General features: G+C 54.6%; 21 protein-coding genes and 2 tRNA genes. 12 read left to right on the top strand and 11 right to left on the bottom strand.

Annotated features, from left to right (window positions below; translation table 11 throughout):
* Positions 1–56: 56 nt before the first annotated feature.
* From LQZ21_RS09050 to LQZ21_RS09035, 4 genes are read right to left on the bottom strand one after another with little or no spacing between them, the layout of a single operon-like run.
* A complete protein-coding gene (locus tag LQZ21_RS09050) occupies positions 57–1121 on the bottom strand; it encodes a polyamine ABC transporter substrate-binding protein (RefSeq protein ID WP_411044001.1) in 1065 nt (354 codons plus the stop codon).
* 10 nt (positions 1122–1131) lie between these two features.
* The gene (locus LQZ21_RS09045) at positions 1132–1929 is read right to left on the bottom strand and encodes an ABC transporter permease (protein WP_411044000.1); all 798 of its coding nucleotides are present in this window, start codon (positions 1927–1929) and stop codon (positions 1132–1134) included.
* On the bottom strand, positions 1926–2813 hold the full coding sequence (locus LQZ21_RS09040; protein WP_411043999.1) for an ABC transporter permease: 888 nt from the start codon (positions 2811–2813) through the stop codon (positions 1926–1928). Before LQZ21_RS09040 ends, LQZ21_RS09045 begins: the two co-directional genes overlap by 4 nt.
* A complete protein-coding gene (locus LQZ21_RS09035) occupies positions 2806–3912 on the bottom strand; it encodes an ABC transporter ATP-binding protein (RefSeq protein ID WP_411043998.1) in 1107 nt (368 codons plus the stop codon). The genes LQZ21_RS09040 and LQZ21_RS09035 overlap by 8 nt, the downstream gene beginning before the upstream one ends.
* Before the next feature lie 349 nt (positions 3913–4261).
* Between LQZ21_RS09035 and LQZ21_RS09030 the strand changes: the two genes are divergently transcribed.
* The 3 genes from LQZ21_RS09030 to LQZ21_RS09020 all read left to right on the top strand — a co-directional run bounded on the left by LQZ21_RS09030 (position 4262) and on the right by LQZ21_RS09020 (position 8067).
* Positions 4262–5377 (top strand): substrate-binding domain-containing protein, encoded by a 1116-nt coding sequence (locus LQZ21_RS09030; RefSeq protein WP_411043997.1) that lies wholly within the window; start codon positions 4262–4264, stop codon positions 5375–5377.
* Positions 5378–5516: 139 nt separating this feature from the next.
* Entirely contained in the window at positions 5517–7022 is a 1506-nt protein-coding gene (locus LQZ21_RS09025) for a sugar ABC transporter ATP-binding protein (RefSeq protein WP_411044022.1), read from the top strand.
* A 58-nt stretch (positions 7023–7080) separates the two neighbouring features.
* The gene (locus LQZ21_RS09020) at positions 7081–8067 is read left to right on the top strand and encodes an ABC transporter permease (protein WP_411043996.1); all 987 of its coding nucleotides are present in this window, start codon (positions 7081–7083) and stop codon (positions 8065–8067) included.
* 144 nt (positions 8068–8211) lie between these two features.
* Here LQZ21_RS09020 and LQZ21_RS09015 read toward each other — a convergent pair whose 3' ends face one another.
* A complete protein-coding gene (locus LQZ21_RS09015; protein WP_411043995.1) occupies positions 8212–9588 on the bottom strand; it encodes a tetratricopeptide repeat protein in 1377 nt (458 codons plus the stop codon).
* Positions 9589–9764: 176 nt separating this feature from the next.
* Here LQZ21_RS09015 and LQZ21_RS09010 point away from each other — a divergent pair, with 176 nt between their 5' ends.
* The 9 genes from LQZ21_RS09010 (at position 9765) to LQZ21_RS08970 (ending at position 18540) form a co-directional block, all read left to right on the top strand.
* Positions 9765–11288, top strand: a complete 1524-nt coding sequence (locus tag LQZ21_RS09010) for an ABC transporter substrate-binding protein (RefSeq protein WP_411043994.1) — start codon at positions 9765–9767, stop codon at positions 11286–11288.
* Between the two features lie 115 nt (positions 11289–11403).
* A complete protein-coding gene (locus LQZ21_RS09005) occupies positions 11404–12363 on the top strand; it encodes an ABC transporter permease (protein WP_411043993.1) in 960 nt (319 codons plus the stop codon).
* Between the two features lies 1 nt (position 12364).
* Positions 12365–13186 carry an ABC transporter permease gene (locus LQZ21_RS09000; protein ID WP_411043992.1) on the top strand — a complete coding sequence of 274 codons (822 nt, stop codon included), beginning with the start codon at positions 12365–12367 and terminating at the stop codon, positions 13184–13186.
* Positions 13183–14007: an ATP-binding cassette domain-containing protein gene (locus tag LQZ21_RS08995; RefSeq protein WP_411043991.1), complete on the top strand. Its 825-nt coding sequence runs from the start codon at positions 13183–13185 to the stop codon at positions 14005–14007. Before LQZ21_RS09000 ends, LQZ21_RS08995 begins: the two co-directional genes overlap by 4 nt.
* Entirely contained in the window at positions 14004–14804 is an 801-nt protein-coding gene (locus tag LQZ21_RS08990; protein WP_411043989.1) for an ABC transporter ATP-binding protein, read from the top strand. The genes LQZ21_RS08995 and LQZ21_RS08990 overlap by 4 nt, the downstream gene beginning before the upstream one ends.
* Positions 14805–14934: 130 nt before the next feature.
* Positions 14935–16779, top strand: coding sequence for a tRNA uridine-5-carboxymethylaminomethyl(34) synthesis enzyme MnmG (mnmG, locus tag LQZ21_RS08985; RefSeq protein ID WP_411043987.1), 1845 nt, complete (start codon positions 14935–14937; stop codon positions 16777–16779).
* A 221-nt stretch (positions 16780–17000) separates the two neighbouring features.
* Complete coding sequence (locus tag LQZ21_RS08980; protein WP_411043985.1) at positions 17001–17336, top strand: PadR family transcriptional regulator; 336 nt, start codon at positions 17001–17003, stop codon at positions 17334–17336.
* Positions 17336–17545: a hypothetical protein gene (locus tag LQZ21_RS08975; RefSeq protein WP_411043983.1), complete on the top strand. Its 210-nt coding sequence runs from the start codon at positions 17336–17338 to the stop codon at positions 17543–17545. Before LQZ21_RS08980 ends, LQZ21_RS08975 begins: the two co-directional genes overlap by 1 nt.
* Before the next feature lie 17 nt (positions 17546–17562).
* On the top strand, positions 17563–18540 hold the full coding sequence (locus LQZ21_RS08970) for a DUF4097 family beta strand repeat-containing protein (protein ID WP_411043981.1): 978 nt from the start codon (positions 17563–17565) through the stop codon (positions 18538–18540).
* Between the two features lie 414 nt (positions 18541–18954).
* Here the strand turns inward: LQZ21_RS08970 and LQZ21_RS08965 are convergent.
* The 6 genes from LQZ21_RS08965 to LQZ21_RS08940 form a co-directional block, all read right to left on the bottom strand.
* Positions 18955–19042 (bottom strand) — tRNA-Ser (locus LQZ21_RS08965).
* Positions 19043–19680: 638 nt separating this feature from the next.
* Positions 19681–19765: transfer RNA gene (locus LQZ21_RS08960), tRNA-Ser, on the bottom strand.
* A gap of 429 nt (positions 19766–20194) precedes the next feature.
* Positions 20195–20359 (bottom strand): hypothetical protein, encoded by a 165-nt coding sequence (locus LQZ21_RS08955; protein ID WP_411043979.1) that lies wholly within the window; start codon positions 20357–20359, stop codon positions 20195–20197.
* Complete coding sequence (locus LQZ21_RS08950) at positions 20356–21891, bottom strand: xylulokinase (protein WP_411043977.1); 1536 nt, start codon at positions 21889–21891, stop codon at positions 20356–20358. The genes LQZ21_RS08955 and LQZ21_RS08950 overlap by 4 nt, the downstream gene beginning before the upstream one ends.
* 73 nt (positions 21892–21964) lie before the next feature.
* Positions 21965–22738, bottom strand: a complete 774-nt coding sequence (locus LQZ21_RS08945) for an SDR family oxidoreductase (protein WP_411043975.1) — start codon at positions 22736–22738, stop codon at positions 21965–21967.
* Positions 22739–23260, bottom strand: a complete 522-nt coding sequence (locus LQZ21_RS08940; RefSeq protein ID WP_411044021.1) for an ABC transporter permease subunit — start codon at positions 23258–23260, stop codon at positions 22739–22741.
* Positions 23261–23355 lie beyond the last annotated feature (95 nt).

Here is a 23355-nt window from a genome sequence, read left to right as displayed (position 1 = left end):
GTTAAAACTTCTGCTTCGTTATTTTTCCTTTATCTCGGGTAATTTAGTCTCAGCCCTTAGCGCCCCGCCGCGGCCTTAAAGGCGGTCCATATCCGGGTATGTTCCTCGTCCGCTTCGGCGCTGATGCTTCCTATCATCTCCATATCGGTATTAAACCCTTCCGGCAGGGTAAGAAATTCCTTAAATTCCTTACTGATGTAGGGGTCGGAGGCGGAATAGGTACTGTAATACCCCAGGTATTCAAAGCACTGGGCCCCCCGTTGGGCATCCAGGATGTAGTTGAGGAAGGCGTAGGCCGCGTCGGGGTTTGGGGCTTTGCTGGGGATAAAGCCCGCCATGATGCCGAAACCGATTCCCTCCTTGGGGAACACCACCTCTAGATCGGGGTTCTCCATTTTTGCCATGGTTACCTGGGAGGTGTACATTACCGCCGCGGAGATTTCCCCCGCGAGGAGTTCATTCTCGAGGCTATCGTCCCGGATAAGCCGGATATTCGGGGCCAGGGTGAGGAGCCGCTCGCCGGCGGATCGGATGGTTCCAATATCCCCAGTATTATAACTTTGGCCCAGCACCTTAAGGGCCAGGCCGTTGATGACCCGGTAATTTTCAATGAGCCCCACGCTGTCCGCCAGGGCGGGGTTCCAAAGATCCGCATAACCGGAGATAGGGATGTTCACCCGGGCGGGATCGTATACGATGGTCTGGACCCCGGCGCCGTAGGGTACGGTATACTCGTCGGCGGGGTCGTAGAACTGCTTCTGATAGATGGGATTGATGTTTCGATAGTTCGAAAGGCGGCTTTTATCGAGTTTTTGCACCAAGCCCCGGGCAATCGCGGTTTCGATGATGTAGTCGTCGGCGATCACCAGGTCGTAGTCCCCGCCCCCTGCGGCCTCCAGCCGGGTGAGCATGGTCTCATCGTAATCAAAATTGACATAATTGATGGTTATGCCGGTCTCCGCCTCAAAGCCGTCCAGGATCTCCTGGGGGAACATCGCGTCCCAGGTAAACAGGGTCAGCTGCTTTTTGGCGGTACTCTTGGCCTTGGAACCTCCGGCGCTTACGGCAAGGGGGAAGAGCAGGGCAGCGGCGAGGGCAATCAAAAGGAATCTGTTTTTCATGTGATATCTCCTATGTTTTTTTTATGCTGCGGTCGCTGGTAAGGGACCGGGCTACAAGGGCTGAACAGGTAGCCAGGACCACGGTAGCGGCAAACAGCAGGGTACACAAAGCATTGGTTTTGGGGGTAACCCCGGTTTTTATCTGGGAATAAATTTTTATCGGCAGGGTGTTGGTATGCACCCCGGTAACAAAGACGCTGATGATCACGTCGTCAAAACTCATGGCAAAGGAAATGAGCATCCCCGAAACAATGGCGGGCAGTACCAGGGGCAGGGTAATATCGTAAAAGGCCCGCGTCTCACCGGCCCCCAGGTCTTTGGCGGCCTCCACATAACTTTTATCCATGCCCACGATCCGGGCTTTCACCAGAAGATAGGTATAGGGAACGCAGATGGCGGTATGGGCGATGACCAGGGTGACCATCCCGAAGGGCAGGGCGAGGAGGGAAAAAAAGGCGAGAAACACCATGCCCAGGATGATTTCGGGAACCATGATAGGAAGGATCGAAAGGTACTCCATCACCTTGGCCCCCGGGGGCAGGATCCGCGACATCCCCGCCGCGGCCAGGGTACCGATGATGGCGGCGGCAAAACTGCTGAGCAGGCCCAAAACCACACTGTTCCGCAGGGCCTGGAACATGGACCGGTCCCTGAAAAGTTCCTGATACCACCGGAGGGAAAACCCGTCCCATACAGAACTCAGGCGGCTGGCATTAAAGGAATAAACAATGACCAGCAGAATGGGAACATACATCAGGATCAGGATCAAGAGGAGGTAAAAATCGGAGAAGCGCCGGCGTTTTTTCATACCAGCCCCTCCAGATCCCCGGACCGGGTAAGCCGGCGGTATAAATAGAGGAAAAGGCTGGTCATCGCCATCAGGACCACGCTTAAGGCGGCGGCGAAGGGCCAGTCGTGGGCCTTCATCAGCTGTTCCTGGATCAGGTTCCCCACCAGCACCACCTTGTTTCCCCCCAGGATGTCGGCGACAAAATAGAGGCCCATGGAGGGGATAAAGGTCAGAACTATCCCGGAAAAAAGCCCCGGCATGGTGAGGGGAAAACTGACCGTATAAAAGGCCTGTATCGGGGAGGCCCCCAGGTTCCGGGCGGCTTCTACCAGGCTCCAGTCCAACTTTTCCGCGCTGGTATACACCGAATAGATCATAAAGGGAGAGAGGGCATAGACCATGCCGGTTACCACCGCGGGGTAGGTGTAGAGCAATTTTAAGGGCTCCCCGGTAAGCCCCAGGGACAATAGGACGGAGTCCAATACCCCGTTGGCCCGGAATACGATGATCCATCCGTATAGGCGCATCAAAGAACTGGTCCAAAAGGGGATAATGAGGAGGAGCATGAGCCGGTTCCGCCATTTTCCACCCAGACGGGCCATAAAATAACCGAAGGGGTAGCCGATGAGGATCACCAGGAAGGTACTGAGCAGGGCCAGCTTAGTGGACTGCACAAAGGTTTCCAGGTAGACCGGTTCAAAGATCCGCCGGTAATTCCGCAGGGTAACTACCGAAGCCACCCCCCAGGCGCCGGAACGGGACATAAAACTCAACATCAGCATATAGATCAAGGGTCCCAGGACAAACACCAGGGTGAACAGGTACAGGGGCAATACCGCGGACAACTCGACCCGGGTAAGCCGCTGCCGGGACAGGGCCGGTTTTTTAAAGACCTTACCCATGGGGGATCTCCGCATCCACCACCACCGCCCTATCCGGAGGCCAGCCCACCCGCACGGCCTGTCCAATCTTCAGTTGGGAGTCGATACCGTGTCTGCTGGCCGTAACCTCCCCCCCGCCCCGGAGGGCCGCGGTGATCCGGAGCTGGCCGCCGGCAAAACTTTTCCCGGTGATCCGTGCCTCAAGCCCCGCAAGTCCGCCCTCCTCCGCCGGCTGCAGATCCAGGTATTCGCTGCGGACCGCCACCGCGATCCCCTGCCCGTCAGCCGGGCCCCCTGAGGAAACCGCAACCCCCCCCCGGCCCGCGGGGTGTTCAAAGGTGAGGATCTCTTTTCCGGCCCCTCCGGGCCGCCGGGAGACCAGGGTTCCGGTTAATATATTGGCGTTTCCCACAAACCGGGCAACAAAACTCGTTTTAGGATAGTCGTAGACCTCCGCGGCGGAACCGATCTGTTCAAAAAGGCCGCTCCGCATCACCGCGATCCGGTCCGACATGTCCAGGGCCTCTTCCTGATCATGGGTTATATAGATGAAGGTAATTCCCAACTGCTTTTGAAGCCCCTTTAATTCCACCTGCATCTGGCGGCGGAGCTGCAGATCCAGGGCGCCCAGGGGTTCATCCAGGAGCAGCACCTTGGGCCGGTTCACCAGCGCCCGGGCCACGGCAACCCGCTGGCGCTGCCCGCCGGAAAGCTCATGGGGCATCCGCCGCTCATATCCGGAAAGCTGCACCAGTTCCAGGGCGTCCCCCACGGCCTTTTTTATTTCCCCCCGGGGCCGCCGCTTCAACCTGAGGCTGTAGGAAATATTCATTTCCACATTCATGTGGGGAAAGAGGGCATAGTTTTGAAAAACCATATTCACGTCCCGCTTGTTCGGCTCCCGATCGGTCACATCCTCTCCCGCGAGGAACACCCGGCCCCGGTCGGCTTGTTCAAGTCCCGCGATGATCCTGAGGGTGGTGGTTTTACCGCACCCCGAAGACCCCAACAGGGTGATGAATTCGCCGGCATTTACGAAAAGGTCAAGCCCCCGCAGTACTTCCACCTCGCCGAATCGCTTCTCAATTCCTTCCAAGCGTAATAATTCCTGAGCGATCATCGCCCCCTTTCACCCAAACCTAACGCCGGGTATTCTCATAAATAATACGTATTTAGTAGGTTTTTATCAATAAGCCATTTTCAAACCAACCGCGTTTTGGGATTGCCCCCATACAAAAAATCCACCAAAAAAGTGTAAGCGGAGTAAGTATGAATGTCAATATAGGTAGAGGCCGGATGAAAACCGGGTAATGCTTAGTTTCAACCAAAGAAAGGAAAACCCACGAATCACACGAGCAAAAGAAAATTTTTACCTTTTTCCATAAAAATTTAACTTTACGGCGTAAGAAAGAGGGGCATACAATATTCCAACGGTCCGGAAAGGATCGAAAAACGACGGAGGAAAGGATATGAAAAAGATTGTGTTGATTCTTGCGGTGCTGTTCGCGGCTTCCGCGCTAGTATTCGCCGCTGGCGGCGGCCAGCAGTCAGGGGGGCAATCCGGGGGAGCCCAGGCCGGCGCCAAGGTCCAGATCGCCCTGCTTATGCGTAATATGGATGAGCAATTCCTCAAGGACTATTCCGAAAGCATACGGAAACTGGCCGCGGAAAAAGGGGTGGACCTCAATGTGCAGGATGCCCGGAGCGATGGCGCCACCCAGCTTACCCAGCTTCAGACCCTGCTCAACCAGGGGTATAAGTATTTTGTCATCATCCCCTGTGTTTCGGAGCTTTCCGAGCAGATGAACCAGCTTATCGCCGAACGGGGCGGGGCTGCGGCGTATTCCAATATCCAGCCCACGGTGGATGCCCTGAAGGTAGGGAAGAACTTCTTCTATGCCTCTTCCCCGGAATTCGTGGGAGGCCGGTACCAGGGGGAGATCATCGCCGATTACTTTGACAAGCATCCCGATAAGGCTCCGGGGAAGGCCCTCAACATGATCCTCATCCTGGGACAACTGGGCCATCCCGCCCAGATCAACCGGGAAGCGGGCCTTCTGGCGGCGCTTAAAACCCGGGGATACACCGTCAATGTCGTGGCCCGGGATACGGCCAACTGGACCCCGGATCAGTCCCAGCAGAAAATGGACGCCTGGATCGGCGCTTACCGCGGCCGCTTCAATGTGGTCGCCGCCCAGAACGACGGTATGGCCCTGGGGGCGGTGGAATCCCTCGTCCAGAACGGCCTTACCAAAAGCGACGCCAGCGACGGCACGATCCTGACCGTTCCGGTCCTGGGGATTGACGCCACCGGCGAAGCCCTGAACTCCATGAAGGAGAATCGGCTCTACGCCACGGTGCTCCAGGATGCGGTGGGCCAGTCCGCGGCGGCCTTTGACGTGATCTACCAGATCGCCACCGGCACCTACCGGGCCGGTAATGCCGCCGGGGGAACCCCCGCGGCAACCGCGCCGATTGACGAAGCCCCGGCCAACGATGCCGCCGTCATTCAGCAGTGCTATCTGGTCCCCTTTGTGCCGGTAACCAAGGATTCGGATTATTACAAGGCGAATGCCCCCCGGTAAGGGTGAAGCCGGAGCTGTCCGGAAGGTTTGAAAAGCTTGGCCGGGCAGCCCGTAAACCATGGATACTCAAGGCTGTCCGAAGGGAAGAATCCTTTGGGCAGCTTGACTATTTGTTGGTTTTAGTGGAGATATGATATATATGGAAGGATCAGCCCATATCATTGAAATGCTGGGGGTCACCAAACAGTTCCCCGGGGTACTTGCCTTGGATAAGGTGGATTTTCGGGTTTCGCCGGGGACGGTCCATGCCCTCATGGGGGAGAACGGCGCGGGGAAATCCACCCTGATGAAGTGCCTTTTCGGCATATACAAGATGGACGCGGGAAAGATCATTCTGGGGGGCCGGGAATGTCATTTTAACAGCGCCGCCGATGCCATGGATGCGGGGGTCTCCATGATCCACCAGGAACTTTCCAATGTTCCGGAACGTTCGGTGGCCCAGAACATCTGGCTCGGCAGGGAGCCGGTGAACCAATTCCACCTCATCAACCACAAAAAGATGTTCCAGGATACCAAGGTCCTGCTGGAATCGTTGAATTTTAAATTTAACCCCGCGGCGCCCATGAAAAGCCTCTCTATCAGCCAGCAGCAGGGCTGCGAAATCGCCAAGGCGGTTTCCTACAATGCCCAGGTGGTGGTAATGGACGAGCCTACCAGCTCCCTTACCGAAAATGAGGTGGCCCATCTCTTTGAAATTATCCGGGATCTCCGTTCCAAGGGGGTCGCGATCATTTATATTTCCCACAAAATGGAAGAGATCTTCCAGATTGCCGATTTAGTGACGGTCATGCGGGATGGACGGGTGATAGGCACCTATCCGGTCCAGGACCTTACCGGAGATAAACTCATCTCCCTCATGGTGGGCCGGGACACCACCCACCGGTTTCCCCCGGTGGAATCGGTTATCGGGGAGGTATGTCTGGAGGTTAAAAACCTTACCGCCCTTAACCCCCGGTCTTTTAAGGACATCAGTTTTGAGCTGCGCAAGGGGGAGATCCTGGGCATCGGGGGCCTGGTGGGGGCCCAACGGACGGAACTGGTGGAGGCCATCTTCGGTATCCGGGACATTTCCAGCGGCGAAGTGCGGGTTAACGGGGAACCGATTAAGCGAATCACCCCCCAGGCGGCGATCCGTTCCGGTATCGGGCTCGTCACCGAAGACCGGCGTAGTTCCGGGATCTTCCCCCTGCTGGACGTTACCACCAATACCACCATCGCTTCCCTGGGGAATTACCAAAACAAAATCGGTTTGCTGAATCACAAGGTCCTTACCGATGTGGCGGTGAAACAGAACCAGATGCTTAAAACCAAGACCCCCTCCATGGCTACCCTGGTCCAGAACCTCTCCGGGGGGAATCAGCAAAAGGTTATCCTCAGCCGCTGGCTCATCACCCTGCCGGAGATCCTGATCCTGGACGAACCCACCCGGGGTATTGACGTGGGGGCAAAGTTTGAAATGTATACCATCATGAGCGATTTGGCGAAACAGGGGAAGGCGATTATTATGGTGTCCAGCGAGATGCCCGAGCTTATCGGCATGAGCCACCGGGTCCTGGTACTCTGCGCCGGTCGCCTGACAGGTACCTTGATAAAAGAGGAAGCAACCCAGGAAGCGATCATGCGATACGCGACCCAATTCGCGTAAACGGCGGCGGGACTTCCGTCTTAAAGAATATAGGGACTTTTGCGTAAGGGAGAAAAGCATGAAAGATTTTAAACAGTATTTAAGTAAGTATACCACCTTGTTTACCTTTGTGTTTTTGGTTTTTCTTTTGGCGATCCTCACCCGGGGACAGGCCCTGAACTGGGCTTCGATCAAAACCCTGATAATCGCCGAAGCGGTTCGGGCTTTCGCTTCCCTGGGGGTGGGGATGATCATCATCACCAAGGGAATAGACCTTTCCATCGGGTATGTGGTATGTTTGTGCGCCTCGGTGGCCGCTTCCTTTGCCCAGATCCCTACCTACGAGTCGGCCCTGTACTACGGTCATTCCTTTCCCCTGGTGGTTCCCATTGTCGCCGGTATCTTGGCCGGGGGGCTTTTCGGTCTCTTTAACGGGGTCCTGGTGGCTTACGGCAAACTCCCCCCTTTCATCGCGACTTTGGGGACCATGTCCATAGCCCGGGGGATCCAGCTGATCTATACCAAGGCCGCCATAGTCGGTTCCCTGAATAACGGTTTCAAAAATCTGGCCCAGAAGTCCATCGGGCCTACGGTGTTTTCGATCCCCTACCTGGGTATTTATGTACTACTCATCACCGTGGTGATTTGGGTTTTCCTGAAACATACCAAACAGGGGACCAATTTTTACGCCATCGGGGGCAATGCCCAGGCGGCCCGGGTATCGGGGATCAATGTGGAACGGGAACTGATGTGTGTCTACTTATACGCGGGCCTGCTCTACGGGATCGCCGGGGTACTCCAGGCGGGCCGGCTGGGGCTGGCCAATGCCCTTACCGCCAACGGTATGGAACTGGACGCCATTGCGGCAGTCACCGTGGGAGGGGTTTCCCAAAGCGGCGGGGTGGGTACCGTGGGAGGGATGATCATCGGGGTCTTTACCATGGGTCTTATCAACTACGGGATGAGTTTTTTGTCCATCGATTCCTATTATCAGCTCCTGGTCAAAGGGGCGATCATCATTGTGGCGGTCTTCTTTGATATGAAAAAATACGCAAGACGGGCATAGGACCCGCGCAGAAATAACATGACATAACATGACCAATCGGTCATGTTATGTCATGTTATTTCCTAATTGCATAAGCAATTAGAATAAAATGCATGGCATTTTATTCTCGCGCGGGTCCTAAGGGGATGCCCCCGGGGGCAACCCTTACTTTTTGGTAGGGAGCGCCCGGGCGGATCTTGCGTCCACCGTATTGAGGATGGCGCTGAGTTTTTCCTTTTCGATAAGGTCGATGAGCCGGGCTTCGGTGTACCGTTTCGCCTCATCGGAAAAAGTCCCCACCGCCATACAAATGCCCTTGCCGGCCTTTACTTCCTTTAGGTGGGAGTGGAAATCCCGGACTATCAGTTCCCCGATGGATCCCTGGGTCCTGATAAACCGGAACATGACCACATCCGACCATTTTGGGGTGTCCACTTCGGCCAGAATGTCCGCCCATTCGTTTTTATTCACCGAAATATTGGTGATTTTTATCTTGGCCCGGGTATAGTAGGTCATAACAATTTTCCGGCAGAGGGCGACAAAATCCGCGGAAGGGGCCATAAGGAAGATCTGGAGATTTTGGTTGGCGTTGAGCTCCTGATATTTTCCGATTAACACGGACACGTCCCGGTAGGCAGGATTTTCAGCCTGGATATCCTTGAGGTGGCCCAGGGCTTTACCGATTTCCTGCTGCTTTAAATAGGCGGTGGCCGCCCGGTATTTTAACTCAATCAGTATGTCGGGTTTGATATTTTGATGCCGTAACCCTATCTCAAAATCCTGGATCGCCTTTTCGTACTGATGCTGATTCATGTTGATGGTACCGGAGAAAAGGCACGCATTGGGTCCCATCACGGGATCCGGCCGGAGGTGGCCGAAGATCCGCAGGGCTTGTTCGGTTTGATTGACCTCGAAATAACATTCGGCCAGGGTGTAGAGGGATTCCTTGTCTTCCGGGGCAATGTCTATGGCTTTGCGGATAAAGCTCATGGCCTCTTTGTATTTTTTGATTTTAAAGAGGGAGTGCCCCAGGCACCGGAGGGTCGGGGCGTGTTCGGGGTCCTGGGTGCGGGCCTGCTGGAGGAGCTGGATCGCCCGTTCATAGTTTTTCCGCTGGAATTCCAAATTTCCCAGGTTATAGTTCACTTCAAAATTATCCGACTTTAGGCTCCGGGCGGTGGAAAATCCCTTATAGGCTTCATTGGTAAAGCCCAGTTTCATGGCGGCGGTGGCATACCGCAGGTTTACCTCGAATTCATTGATGGTCGGGGAAGAACCGGCCATTTCCACGAGGGCCAGATAGTTCGTGTAGGCCTTATCCCAGGCTTCTTCCTGATAATAAAGATCCCCCAGGGCCAGGAGCCCTTCGGGATCCCGAGGGTTCTGGCTGAGCCGCTTGTTGGCGTTTTTTAATATGGCATCCCTGCCTTTTGCCCGTTTTCCGCCCCTCCCACCACCTTTGGAACGGCCCAGGAACGTTATCATGATAATAACGATTACCGTAAGAAAAATAACGGCCGCAAGGATTGGAATCATACTCATAGAGACATTATCGGATAAGTTTTCATAATGCTCAAGGGTCCAACAGGAGAACCGGGAGGGTTTTTTTATAATAGGGGGACTTGGTGTAATAATCCCCATTGACAAACTAAAAGCACTGATCTAAAATCTTATAATATCTATGGATATACTATGATTTATACAAGGAGAAGTATCGTATGAACGCAAAAAGACTATTCCCCATTCGGATGTTTTCGGTCTTCCTGTTTGTTTTGGCGGTATGGGCCGGTCCGGCGCTTTTCGCGGGCGGCAGACGGGATGCGGCGGCGGCAAGTCCGGAGCAGGCGATTATCCGCATAGGTTCCCTCTATGAACCGGGTAACCTTTCGAATGTTGACGCCGGAGGCCAGGGCATTACCGAGGCTTTTAACGGAAATGTCTATGAGGGCCTCTTCCGGCTGACCGATGGGGGAACGGTAGAAAATCTCCTCGCCGCGGGTTACACCAAAAGCAGCGACAGTCTTACCTACACCATAACCCTGCGGGAGGGGGTTAAATTCCATTCCGGCAAGGCCCTTACTTCGGCGGACGTAAAGACCAGTTTTGAGCGGGTCATCGCCGAAACTTCCCTGGCCGCCCGGAAGTCCAGTTACCGGGTAATAAAGAGTATAGATACCCCGGATGCCAAAACCGTGGTCTTTACCCTGAACAGCCCCTCCATCTCCTTTCCGTACACCCTGTCCTATGTGTGGATAGTGAATGCCGACGGCAGGGACCTCAAGACTACCGAAGACGGGACGGGACCTTACGTGCTGGATACCTGGATCCGGGGCAGCTCCCTGAGTCTTAAAAAATGGGATGGGTACTGGGGACCGGCCGCGAAAAACGCCGGGGTGGTATTCAATTACTTTACCGATGCCAGCGCCCTGAACAACGCTCTCCTCAGCGGGCAGATTGATATTATTACCGCCGTCCAAAGTCCCGACGCCATTTCCCAGTTTGAAAACAATGCCGGTTTCGTAATAAACAACGGGGCCTCCACAACCAAGGAGCTTTTAGCGTTCAATGACCGGGTAAAACCCTTTGACCAGGTCCTGGTCCGCAAGGCCATCTACTCCGCCATCGACCGGCAGAAACTGCTCAGTTCCATCTGGGGCAAATACGGTTCCCTGATCGGCTCCATGGTACCCCCCACCGATCCCTGGTACGACCCGGCCCTGGTCAACGCCAATCCCTATGACCCGGCCCTGGCAAAATCCTCCCTTGCCCAGGCGGGTTATCCCAACGGTATTTCCTTCACCCTGGATACCCCTACCTATGATCCCCATCCGCTGGTGGCTGAATTCGTAAAAAGCGAACTCGCCAAGATCGGCGTCGAGGTAACCATCAATCCCATATCCGCCGACGAATGGTATACCAAGGTTTTTCGGGACAGGAATTTTACCGCCACCCTCCAGGAACACGTAAATGACCGGGATGTGGTATGGTACGGAAATCCCGATTTCTACTGGGGGTATAATAATCCCCAGGTAACGGAACTGGTAAACCAGGCCGAACAGTCCGCCACCGCCGATGAACAAACCCGCAGGCTTCTGGAAGTAAACCGGATCATAGCCAACGAGGCGGCCAGTATCTGGCTCTACCTCTATCCCCAGATCGTCATCGCATCCTCCGGGTTATCCGGGTATCCGTTAAACGGGCTTAATTCCCAGTTCTATGTCTATAATATTGTAAAGAGATGAGCCGGCCGCAAAATTCCCTGGTCCGGCAGGACCATACATTTGAAGCAGGTTCATAATTTGGGCGACGGGGTCCGCTTCGGTAGACCCCGTTATGAGCTCCCCGTATAATACTCCCATGGGCACCTATCTGGTTCACCGTGTTTTTATTCTGTTGGTCTCGTTCATTGCCGCCCTGCTGGTGATATTTATCCTCCTCAGGCTGCTTCCTGGAGATCCCGCCAATGCCCTGCTGCCCCCCGATGCGTCGCCGGAACAAGTCGCGGCGGCCAGGGCGAAGGTGGGGTCCGACCTCCCCCTGACGCATCAGCTGGCGGCGTGGTTTTCCGGGGTTTTCCGGGGGGACTTTGGCGAATCCTTCATATCCGGCATTCCGGTGGCCCCCGAAGTATTCGCCCGTTTGCGGGTCACCGTCCCCCTCACCCTTATTTCCTTTGTCATTTCCGTTTTTGTGGCCGGTGTTATCGGATTCATCGCGGCCTATAAAAACGGCAGATGGTATGCCGTGATTCTGACGGCCGGTACCCAAATCGGCATAGCCATTCCCATATTCTGGGTGGGGATCCTCTTTGTCTGGATTTTTGCCCTGCATCTGCACATCCTGCCTTCCGGGGGATGGCCGGCGGAGGGCTGGAGAAACGCGGGCCATGCCCTTCGGGCCCTGGTACTGCCCACGGCGACCATTGTATTCATGATGAGCGCCACCTTGGCCAGGTATATCAGGGCCGGTGTACTTAACGTGCTGGATTCCGGCTATATCCGTACCTCCCGTTCCCTTGGTTTTTCCCTGGTTTCGTCTTTTGTGTTCCACGGTATCAGAAACGCCGCTGTTCCGGTAGTTTCCATTATGGGGATAGAACTTTCCTCGACCCTCCTTGGGGCCGTAATGGTGGAAAATATCTTTTCCCTCCCCGGACTTGGCTCAATGCTGACCAAGGCAATAGCCCAGCATGATTATCCTTCCATCCAGGGCATACTCCTGACCACCACCTTCCTGGTCCTCATGATCGGCTTTATCGCCGATGTAATTCAGCGTATCCTGGATCCCCGGCTTAGAATCCCCCGGGATGGAGCGTGATATGGTCAGGAAGAAGACACCGGTACGGCTCTCCGTCGCCGTGGTGCTCCTGGTTATAACCTTTACCGCCGCCTTGATCTCGGTTTTCTGGACCCCCTACCGTCTGGAGGATACCTCCGGGGGGCGCCTTGAAGGTCCCGGCGCCGCCCACCTCTTTGGTACGGACCGTCTTGGCCGGGATCTCGCGAGCTACGTGATGGCCGGTACCAGGATCGCCTATATGGTCGGTATAAGCGCCACCCTGATAGCCGCGATCCTGGGGATCACCGCCGGTCTCCTCGCGGCCTGGCTCCCCCCATGGGCCGATAACGCCGCTTCTTCCTTTTTCGACCTCCTTATCGCCTTTCCCACCCTCCTTTTGGCCATGCTTTTAGGGGCAACCCAGGGGAGGAGTACCGGGACGGCGGTTATTTCCATCGGCATCGCCTGTTCGGCGATCATTGCCCGGCTTACCCGGATCCTCGCAAAACAGATCATGTCCAAGCAGTTTTTTGTGAGCGCCAGGACATCGGGAACGGGAAACCTGGCCATCACCTTTATCCATATATTACCCAATATATGGCAGGTGCTGTCGGTGAATATCGCGGTGGTATTCGGCGTATCCATTCTGGCGGAAGCAAGCCTCTCCTACCTGGGCCTGGGGGTTCCCCCGCCTAACGCTTCCCTGGGGAGGCTCATGCAGGAAGCCCAAGGGACGGTGCTGACCGCCCCCCTGGGAGCGGTACTGCCCGGGCTGGTCATCGTAATGATAGTAAGTGGGGTAAACCTTCTTGCCGATGCGGTCCGTGACAAACTGGACTCCGGGGGAGGCATAGGTCAGTGAAGGATAAACCCAACCCTCCGGCATTGCTTAACGTGAAGGGCCTCGGGGCGTACCTGGTGGATTCGGGGAAACCCCTTCTTCAGGATCTCAACTTCAGTGTCGGGGAGGGGGAACTTGTGGGTATTCTGGGACAATCCGGCTCCGGAAAATCCCTCACTTCCCTGGCAGTAACCGGGCTTTTGCCCGGGGCCATACGGGCGGAGGGGAGCGTCATCCTGGCGGGACATGAAATCATCGGCGCCGGCGAAGGGGCGCTCAACCTGATCCGGGGCAGGGATGTTTCCCTGGTATTCCAGGAACCGGCGGCAGCCCTGGATCCCCTGATGAAGATAGAACGGCAGCTGGCCCTGCCCCTCAAAAAGCATTCGTCTTTGCGGGGGGCGGAACTCCGGGAACGGGTATATTCCCTTCTGGAAGAGGTGAAGCTCACGGAGATCCGTCGTATAGCCGGATCGCTGCCCTTCGAGATTTCAGGGGGGCAGAAGCAGCGCGTTGCCCTGGCCCTGGCGCTTGCCGCTTCCCCCAGACTGCTCATTGCCGATGAACCCACCAGCTCAGCCGACGCCCAGATTCAGAAACAACTCATCGAACTCATACAAGAAACCGCGAGAGCCCGGGGAATGGCGGTCCTCTTTATTTCCCATGATATCGCGGCGGTACGGAAAATCGCCGAGCGGATCCTGGTAATGAAGGATGGGCGTATAGTCGAAACCGGGGACACCGAACATATCATCAAGCATCCCCATCATGAGTACACCGGGCTTCTCCTCCGCGCTGCGCGGGAGTTGGACCTGGCCCTGAAAAAGGAGGGACCGCCATGAGCGCCGGGAATCGGGAAGTCCCGAGGGGCGGGAAAAAAATTTTCGAGCTTTCGGAGGTCTGCTTTGGATACAAAGAAAAGGAGGTCCTGAAAAACATCAGCCTTGACATTGCGGAAGGGGAAAGCCTTGGAATAGTGGGGGAATCGGGGAGCGGCAAAACCACCCTGCTTTTCCTGCTCCTCCGCCTGGCGAGGGCCCGCAAAGGAACCCTTCTTTTTTACGGACAGTCCCTGGCGGAGATGACCGGAAAGGGTTTGCGGAATTTTAGGACCAGGGTGCAGCCTGTTTTCCAGGACCCCTTTCTTTCGTTGGACCCGGCCCAGAAAGTTGCAGGCATTATCGGTGAACCCCTGGTTTCCCTCGGGTTGACCAAGACCAAAGACGAGAAAAAAGAAAGGATCCTCCGGGCCCTGGAAAAAGTAGGGCTTGGGGCAGATAGTATGAACCGGCGTCCCGCGGAATTTTCGGGGGGGCAGCGCCAGCGTATCGCCATAGCCCGGGCCCTGGTTACCAATCCCGAAGTTCTCATTGCCGATGAGGCGGTCAGCGCCCTGGACATTATCACCAAGGTCGAAATCCTCACCTTACTGCATGCGCTTAAGGAGGGGGGAAATTTTACCCTGATTTTCGTATCCCACGATCTCCCGGCGGTGGCGGATATTTCGGAGCGGATTGTGGTGTTTAACCGGGGGGAGATCATCGAAGACGCTCCATCCCGCCGGATTCTCCGCGCCCCCAGCCATCCCCGTACCAGGCTGCTGGTGGAATCGGGCCTTACCCTGGATGGGAACCGGTAAGGCGTACCAGGGTTGTTCCGGCCGCGGTAACGCTCTTGAATATAAACCGCTAAAAGGGGGATACTGCCTTTTGACCTTGTGGGGTGGGGAATTCCGGAACCGTATCCTCAGCATAATTGGGTGATTGTTTATGGATTATGACTGTATTGTAATAGGCGGAGGACACGCCGGCATCGAAGCATCCCTGGCAGCGGCCCGGCTTGGTTGTTCCACCATCCTCATCACCCAAAACCCTGACCGGATCGGGGCCCTCTCCTGCAACCCCGCGGTGGGGGGCCTTTCCAAGGGGAACCTGGTCCGGGAGGTGGACGCCCTGGGGGGGGAGATGGGGAAGCTCATCGACGCCGTCATGATCCAGTTCCGCATCCTCAACCGTTCCCGGGGCCCTGCGGTTCAGGCCCCCCGGGCCCAGGCGGATAAACAGGCCTATCAGGCCGCGGCCCGCCAAGCCGTGGAAAACCAGAGGGGGCTTTGTGTTTACATGGACACCGTGAGCGACCTCCTGATAGGGGAGGGCCGGGTTCTGGGGGTGGTGACCCTGCGGGGACATCGTATCCAGGGACGGACGGTGATCCTGGCGGCGGGGACATTTATGGAAGGTAAAATCTTTATCGGTGAATATGACGCCCGGGAGGGACGGCTGGGGGAAGAAGCGGCCCTGGGCCTGGGGACAAACCTCAGACGCCGGGGCTTTCCCCTGGGGCGGCTCAAAACCGGGACCCCTGCCCGGATCGCCGGGGATTCCATCGATTATTCCCGGATGGAACGGCAGGAGGGTGAAATTCCCGTCCCCTTTTCTTTTGATGTTGCGCCGGGGGCTGTTCCGGATCGGCCCTCGGTTCCCTGCTGGATCACCTATACCACCCCCAAAACCCATGAAATAATCCGGCAAAATATCCACCGTTCCCCCCTATATGGCGGCAAAATCCACGGAGTTGGTCCCCGGTACTGTCCTTCCATTGAGGATAAGGTGGTCCGTTTTCCCGAGCGGGATCGGCATCACCTTTTTATCGAACCCGAAGGGCTCGCCGTCAATGAGATGTATATGAACGGCGCTTCCAGTTCCCTCCCCGAGGACGTACAGGAAGCCTTTATCCACAGTATCCCCGGTCTGGAGGAGGCCCGGATAGTCCGGCCCGCCTATGCGGTGGAATACGATTATCTGGATCCGTTGGACCTCTATCCGACCCTGGAATCCAAACGGGTGGCGGGTTTTTTTGTGGCGGGCCAGACCAACGGCAGCTCCGGTTACGAGGAAGCGGCGGCCCAGGGCATCATGGCGGGGATCAACGCGGCGCTGAAGCTGCGGGGCGAACCGCCCCTGGTGCTGGGCCGGGCCGAGGCCTATATCGGGGTCCTGGTGGATGACCTCACCACAGTGGGGACCAGGGAACCCTATCGGATGTTCACCAGCCGGGCGGAACACCGGCTCATGTTGCGCCACGATACGGCGGACACCCGGCTTAGTCCCCGGGGCCGGGCCCTAGGACTGGTGGATGATCGGCGCTGGGAGCGGTTTCAAAAAAAGAAAGCGGCCCTGGAGGTGATTACGGAACTGCTCCGCAGCCGGAAGGTTCCCGGCCCGGCGGAACAAAAAGACGGGCCAGAGGCCCTCCGTTCCCATGCCGGGGACAGCCTGGAACGGGCCCTGACGGCTTCCGGGATAAGCCCCGAAGACCTCTTTCCCTATGTCCCGGAACTGGCGGACTATCCCCGGGAGTGGCTGGACCGGGCGGCGCTGGATATCAAATACGCCGGATATATCGAAAAAGAAAGCAGGACCGTTGCCCGGAACGCCAAGATGGAAACCATCAAACTCGATCCCGCCTTTGATTACCGGGCTGTCCCCGGCCTGTCCGCGGAATCCAAGGAAAAACTCGCCCAAGTCCGTCCCCTTACCCTGGGACAGGCCGCCCGAATCCCCGGGGTACGCCAGGGGGATATCGCCCTGTTAATGGTACTGACAAAAAAATAAGCGGCTTTTGCCGTTTTTGGTAAAAATTCGACCTAAAATTAATCCAAGATAATTGACAGTCGTAGTATTACGTCTTATAATTTAATTCGATAGACCGATAAAATGAAGGAGACTATGGAGATTACCGTGATCCTCATCGGGCTCCGGGGACTCATCGTCCGGATTTAGTTTTTCGTGGATTTTCCCTGCCTGCAGATTCGGCAGGTCTATAAGGAGGCGGCATGGAGCCGAAATTATCGTCCGATGTACTGCGGGGCCATACGGATACCATTGTCCTCAATATACTCCATAAGGGCGATGCCTATGGCTTTGAGATCTACAATACGATTCTGGAGCGTACCGGGGAACAATACGAACTTAAAGAAACCACCCTCTATTCCAGCTACAAACGGCTGGAGCAGGAAGGATGCATCACCTCCTATTGGGGGGATGAAACCCAGGGGGCCCGGCGCAGATACTACCGGCTCACCGATAAGGGCCGGGAACAGTACCGGCAAAACATCCTGGACTGGGAGTTTACCCGGAAGATATTAGACAAACTGTTAGGAGCGGAATAATGGATACCAAGGATTTTGTGGATCACCTGTTTTCGGAATATGAAGAAACCCTAGAGCTCCGGGACTTTAAGGCAATATGGATCTTCGCGGCGGGTCTTTTTATCCTGTTGGGGTTCATTATTGGGTTTAAATTTTCCTGGCTGGTCTTTATCTTTGCCGTCGCCGTTCAACTGGCGGCCCAAAGCATGATGACGAAGCCCAGATCTTAAAACAAGAGGAGTTTTGTATGACCAAGATGCTGTTAAAAATCCGCAAAGCAGGGGTGATCCTGTTTTTGGTAATGGCCGGGGCCTGGACGGGATACGCGGCGGAGGACCTTCCCCTGGTGAACACCCAAACCATGGGCCTGGGCGGGATAGATACCCTTTCCATAAGCTACGGAAGCGGTGAGGTGATCCTCCGGGAAAGCGAAACCGGCGATCTGATTATCAAAGAATATATGAAAATAGACCGGCCCCGGTACTATATGAATATCTCCCGGTCCGGCGGGACCATAACGGTCAGACAGGGCCGGCGGCCCTGGTTTGATTGGCGTTGGGAGGCCCGGGCGGAAATCTACCTTCCCAACTCGTTCCGGGAAAATATCCGGATCTCCAATGCCAGCGGGAACTTCCGGGCGGAAATGGACCTGGTGGATTATAAGACCATCGACATCAACGTCGGTTCCGGTTCGGTATCCTTTAACCGCCTCTCCGCGGAGACCCTTTCGGTCCGGGTTTCAAGCGGCGATTTGGATATCAGGAACGCCGAGGGTAATTCCTTTATCAGCCTTTCCAGCGGGAGGCTGCAGATCGGCGGGCTCTCCGGTTCGGATCACCGGCTAAAAACCTCCAGCGGCCGGATGAGGATCGACACCCTGCAGGGTACCAGCGTTATTGAGTTAAGCAGCGGCTCCCTTTCGATTGAAAATTTTTCCGGTGAGGGCAGTTTTGGCCTGAGTTCGGGGAGCGCCACCATCACTATGGAAGAACTTACCGGGGACCTCCGGCTCCGGCTCTCCAGTGGGCATATTATTTTGAACATCCCCCGGGATATCTCCTTTAACCTGGACGCGGTTACCAACAGCGGCAGTATACAGGTAGCCGGGGACGAGCCGGCGCAGGTATCGGGAAACAGCACCATCCTCCGGCCCTTTGGCCCCTCCCCGGAGCGGACCATATATGCCCGGACCAGTTCGGGAAACGTGACCATCAATCGGAGATAGTGACCTTATAACGATTAAAAGATCTGATTTTAACCGCAAAGGCGCAGAAGGCGAATAAGTAAAGATACAAGAAGGGAAAAAATGAGCTATTCCGTCCCTTTTGCGCCTTATTCTTATTTATCAGCAACAAATACTATTTTCGGAGCAGGGAGGATTCGGCATCCGGTCGCTTGCATCCTTGCAAGCTCCCTCCTGTCCGTCTACGCACTTTCCGGCGCGTCCTGCGCCGGCCATATAGGTCAAGGCTAACGCCTTGGCATTTGTCGAGAAGCGCTCCGTTTCGAATCCCCCGTTTGTGGGGTTATACTGACCGTTAATTCATCAAAAACATCTATCATCAACGAATCCCCCGTTTGTGGGGTTATACTGACCGTTAATTCATCAAAAACATCTATCATCAACAAATACCATTTTCGGAGCAGGGGGGATTCGAACCCCCGGTACCCTTTCGGGGTACAACTCCTTAGCAGGGAGCCCGATTCGACCGCTCTCGCACCGCTCCAAGAGTTAAATATATTTAGGAGGTTACCCTCCAAAAAACCACTGTCAGGCCAATATTGGCCGGTCCCATTTCGAATCCCCCACTTTTGGGGCTATATAAAGCCTTTATCGGAGCAGGGGGGATTCGGCATCCGGTCGCTTGCGTCCCTGCAAGCTCCCTCCTGCCCGTCTACGTACTTTCCGGCGCGTCCTGGCACCAGCCCTATTGGTCAAGGCTAACGCCTTGGCGTTTATTGAGAAGCGCTCCGTTTCGAATCCCCCACTTTTGGGGCTATATAAAGCCTTTATCGGAGCAGGGGGGATTCGGCATCCGGTCGCTTGCGTCCCTGCAAGCTCCCTCCTGCCCGTCTACGCGCTTTCCGGCGCGTCCTGCGCCGACCCTATTGGTCAAGGCTAACGCCTTGGCATTTGTCGAGAAGCGCTCCGTTTCGAATCCCCCACTTTTGGGGCTATATAAAACCTTTATCGGAGCAGGGGGGATTCGGCATCCGGTCGCTTGCGTCCTGCAAGCTCCCTTCTGCCCATCTATGCGCTTCCGGCGCGTCCTGCGCCGGCCGTATTGGTCAAGGCTTACGCCTTGGCATTTATCGAGAAGCGTTCCGTTTCGAATCCCCACTTTTTTGGCTATATAAAGCCATACGGAGCAGGGGGGATTCGAACCCCCGGTACCTTACGGCACAACGGTTTTCAAGACCGCCTCCTTCAACCACTCGGACACCGCTCCAAAATGGTCTTTTATATTATCCGAAAAAGAAATCAATGTCAAGCCACCGCATTGCCTCATAATTATTCTAGTCGAAAAAGGGGTCCTGCCTCAAAAGTAAAATTCTAACCCAAAATGATCTAAGTCGTTATATTACAAAAAATTATACAATGAGCTAATTCCAGACAGGATAAAGAATTACAAAGAGGCTCAAAAGCCATCTGGAATCCTAAATAGGCATATTTTAAGTCTAAATCCATACAGGAATTAGACTTATACAGGGTTAGAGTTTACGGTGATACATTACAGTACCCGTCCCAGGCGCACCAGATCGCCCGCAGTTCTTTCCAAATATCGGAGAAAAGCCAGGAGGCGACTGTTGTGGTCGTACTTACCTTGCCGGAGGCATCCCAAGGCCAAAGGATGTCCGGTTTTTTGGTAATAAACGCCTCAATCTGAGCGGACTTGAGTTTTTTCGTCGTAATTGGCGTCGGCAAAGTCGTAACGGGTAATTCTATTTTCCTTAAACAGCGATTCAAACACCGCTTTCTGGCGTTTTCCCGATGCGTTCGCCGTCCATCCCAGGGAAACGGCAAAATAAAATTCATCTTTCATTTAAGGACTTCCTCTTTATAATCCGCAATTTCACTCTGCTGCTCGCTTACTTTCCGGTACACCTGGAAAATACGGTTGTAACGTTCGTAATTTTCCCGGTTACAGGTTTTGGTATTGATCGCCCTGTTCAGGAGGATAAGCGGACCGTAGTCCTTCCAGAGACCAGCACCGATTGCCGCGCAGGCTGCCGCACCTAGGGAACCGGCAATTTCGCCCACCGCCGATTCGGTTATAGTCATGCCATAGATGTCGGCAAATAGCTGCCGCCAGTACTGGCTCTTGCCGCCGCCGCCCACGATGAGCATTTCATTGGACAGGCGGGCGATTTTTTTGAGTTCCTCCAGAGCCATCTTGAGGGCAAGACAGACGCCTTCCAGGGCTGCGCGGACAATGTCGCTCCGTGTATGTTGAAGGTCAAGTCCGATGATCGCGCCCTTGGCGTTGACAGATTTATCCAGGGAGCATGCCCCGGCCATGGTAGGATTAAAGACAAGGCCCTTTGCCCCGATCTCGGACTGTTGTGCGATTTCATCCATCAGCTTGTAGGCATCCTCGCCGGTCTTTTTCTCGATTTCCAGAAGGTCGGAACAGATAACATCCCTTACCCAGCGGAATGTATTGCCCGCGGAGAAGGTCCCTTCCGCGGAAACGTACATACCCTTGATAAGGTGGCCGAATACATAGGGCTTGGTCTTGAAATTCAGTACCGGTTTGTGGGAGGAAACCGCAATCCAGGCTGAAGTTCCCAGGGAGGTATAGGCCATACCCTCTTCCACACAACCTGCTCCCGCGGCCATACAGGCATTGTCAACTCCACCGGCGGCTATGAGTAGATGTTCCGGCAGGCCCATCTCCCTGGCGACTTCGCTTTTTATCTTTCCGATGATGTCCCTGGATTCTCTGAGGGGCGGAAAATCTTCCGGCTTAAGGCCGAAACGCCGTATGTAATCCTGGTCGTAATTACATTTGATAAGATCATAGACCCCGCTTCCCGAAGCATAGGAATAATCGGTAGCGAGAACCCCGGTAAGCCGGTAGTTCAGGTAATCCTTGGTACCGATAAAGGTTTGAACCTGGTGGTACAATTCCGGCTTATTTTCCTTGTACCAGCGAATTTTGAAGGCCGAATAAAGATAGGCGGGAAAACCATTGCCGGTTTTCATGTACCACGCCTCTTCATTAATTTCCTCAAATATATCTTTGGCCTGCCCGGGAGCCCGGCCATCGGTCCAAATGGGCACATATTCCGATGCAAGGCTGCCGTCTTTTGCTATGGGTACAACGCCTAGGCTGTGGCCCGACACGGCGGCGGCCACAATATCGCCCGGTTTAACCTTAGCTTTAGCAAAGAGGTCTTTGGTACCGGACATTACCGCTTCCCACCACTCCCGGGGCTTCTGTTCCCGGAATTCCGGGGCCGGATAGTAGGTTTTAATCTGTTTAAAATCACTGGCAGCCGAAACGCCCTGTTCGTCAAATAAAGAGGTTTTTAACCCGCCCGTACCCAGGTCATAGGCAATAACATATTTCATATACCCCTCCTCCTTCAAAACTTGGTTTGTTTGGGAACCAGTCCTTGGCAAAAATTGTAACATTGGAACCGATTTAGAGGATCGTATAACCCCCGTCAACTACGACATCGGAACCGGTAGCCCAAGCGGAAGCGTCGCTGGCCAAGAATATATAAGTACCGATCAGGTCTTCCGGAAATCCAAGACGGGCTCCTTCCGGCATTTTGCTTACCCATATACCAAGCATGTCCTTCAGGCTGGCAACCAGATCGGTCTGTATATAACCGGGGCTGACGCAGTTTACCCGGATATGGTATTTAGAAAGTTCTACCGCCAGGGCTTTCGTCAACTGAACAACCCCGGCCTTGCTGGCACAATAGGCGGCTATGGTCTGGGGCTGGTTTATGATGTGCGCTGACATGGAGGCGGTACTTATTATCGAACCACCCTTGCCCTGCTTGACCATCTGTTTCGCCGCGGCCCGGGCGGTGTAAAAAACCCCATTCAGATTAACATCAATTACCGATTCGTATGTTTGTGGGCTGATCTCCAACGCCGGGTCCATGGCGCAGATTCCCGCGTTGTTAATGGCAAAATCAAGCTGGCCAAAATCGGCAACATAGGAAACGAGCATGTTATCCACCGCTTCCGGGCTGCTTACATCACAGCCATAACCGATAACCTTTCCTCCGCTTTTTGCCGCTATCTTCGTAGCTGCGGCCTCGGCCTTTTTGGTGTCACGTCCGATGATCGCCACCTCAGCGCCGAGTTCTGAGAATGCCATTGCAATACATTCACCAATACCCTGAGTGCCGCCAGTGATAAAGCCTTTTCGGCCTTCCAAACTAAACAGTTTTTTGACGTCCATTTATTTTCTCCTTGTAATTCTGATAATTGATCTTAAATTATCAAAATTGATATATTTCCCCGCCGCCAGGGACAACAGCAATATGAAACCCAATACGAAGTTGGTCCAGGCGGAAGAAACCCCAAGCATATTGATTCCGGTGGTCATCATGTTAACCAATATGGCAACCAGAATAATTCCATGCGCCTTGAATCTTCCAAAGATGACACTGGAAAATACCGCGATGGTCATGGCGTTAAAAAGCCAGCCATCGCCAATATTGATTGTAGCGGTGGTTAGTTTAGAAAACTGTAGAATTCCGACTAACCCTGCGATGAATCCTGAAATAAAGAAGGAAAGAAAAGTGTAAACCCGAATCCGTATCCCGCTAAAGGCGCTGGCACTTATATTGGCACCTACGAATTGCATCTTCCTTCCAAAAGTTGTCTTTTGCATAATAAAGCCGGCGATCGCGATAATGAAGAGGGAAATAATAATCAAATTGGAGATACCCAGAAAATTACCCTGGGCGATATTCCGTATGGTGTTACTAAACTTTTCATAAATATTACCTCATATATAGCGCAAGGATGGTTTCCTAAAGAAAGCAGAAATAATTGTGGGTTTATGCAGTAATG

Origin of the sequence: Treponema sp. TIM-1, from assembly GCF_046533115.1 — a bacterium.
Lineage (GTDB): Bacteria > Spirochaetota > Spirochaetia > Treponematales > Breznakiellaceae > JAIRMO01.
Note: the sequence above shows the minus strand (reverse complement) of the source record. Positions and strands in the feature narration are given on the sequence as shown.

What these genes read in the sequence shown, in the direction of transcription:
- LQZ21_RS09035 (WP_411043998.1), bottom strand. Translation starts at nt 3,912, where the DNA reads ATGATCGCTCAGGAATTATTACGCTTGGAAGGAATTGAGAAGCGATTC.
- LQZ21_RS08970 (WP_411043981.1), top strand. Translation starts at nt 17,563, where the DNA reads ATGACCAAGATGCTGTTAAAAATCCGCAAAGCAGGGGTGATCCTGTTT.
- mnmG (WP_411043987.1), top strand. Translation starts at nt 14,935, where the DNA reads ATGGATTATGACTGTATTGTAATAGGCGGAGGACACGCCGGCATCGAA.
- LQZ21_RS09025 (WP_411044022.1), top strand. Translation starts at nt 5,517, where the DNA reads ATGGAAGGATCAGCCCATATCATTGAAATGCTGGGGGTCACCAAACAG.
- LQZ21_RS08950 (WP_411043977.1), bottom strand. Translation starts at nt 21,891, where the DNA reads ATGAAATATGTTATTGCCTATGACCTGGGTACGGGCGGGTTAAAAACC.
- LQZ21_RS09020 (WP_411043996.1), top strand. Translation starts at nt 7,081, where the DNA reads ATGAAAGATTTTAAACAGTATTTAAGTAAGTATACCACCTTGTTTACC.
- LQZ21_RS09050 (WP_411044001.1), bottom strand. Translation starts at nt 1,121, where the DNA reads ATGAAAAACAGATTCCTTTTGATTGCCCTCGCCGCTGCCCTGCTCTTC.
- LQZ21_RS08990 (WP_411043989.1), top strand. Translation starts at nt 14,004, where the DNA reads ATGAGCGCCGGGAATCGGGAAGTCCCGAGGGGCGGGAAAAAAATTTTC.
- LQZ21_RS08945 (WP_411043975.1), bottom strand. Translation starts at nt 22,738, where the DNA reads ATGGACGTCAAAAAACTGTTTAGTTTGGAAGGCCGAAAAGGCTTTATC.
- LQZ21_RS08980 (WP_411043985.1), top strand. Translation starts at nt 17,001, where the DNA reads ATGGAGCCGAAATTATCGTCCGATGTACTGCGGGGCCATACGGATACC.
- LQZ21_RS09005 (WP_411043993.1), top strand. Translation starts at nt 11,404, where the DNA reads ATGGGCACCTATCTGGTTCACCGTGTTTTTATTCTGTTGGTCTCGTTC.
- LQZ21_RS09040 (WP_411043999.1), bottom strand. Translation starts at nt 2,813, where the DNA reads ATGGGTAAGGTCTTTAAAAAACCGGCCCTGTCCCGGCAGCGGCTTACC.
- LQZ21_RS09015 (WP_411043995.1), bottom strand. Translation starts at nt 9,588, where the DNA reads ATGAGTATGATTCCAATCCTTGCGGCCGTTATTTTTCTTACGGTAATC.
- LQZ21_RS08955 (WP_411043979.1), bottom strand. Translation starts at nt 20,359, where the DNA reads ATGAAAGATGAATTTTATTTTGCCGTTTCCCTGGGATGGACGGCGAAC.
- LQZ21_RS09010 (WP_411043994.1), top strand. Translation starts at nt 9,765, where the DNA reads ATGAACGCAAAAAGACTATTCCCCATTCGGATGTTTTCGGTCTTCCTG.
- LQZ21_RS09030 (WP_411043997.1), top strand. Translation starts at nt 4,262, where the DNA reads ATGAAAAAGATTGTGTTGATTCTTGCGGTGCTGTTCGCGGCTTCCGCG.
- LQZ21_RS08975 (WP_411043983.1), top strand. Translation starts at nt 17,336, where the DNA reads ATGGATACCAAGGATTTTGTGGATCACCTGTTTTCGGAATATGAAGAA.
- LQZ21_RS09000 (WP_411043992.1), top strand. Translation starts at nt 12,365, where the DNA reads ATGGTCAGGAAGAAGACACCGGTACGGCTCTCCGTCGCCGTGGTGCTC.
- LQZ21_RS09045 (WP_411044000.1), bottom strand. Translation starts at nt 1,929, where the DNA reads ATGAAAAAACGCCGGCGCTTCTCCGATTTTTACCTCCTCTTGATCCTG.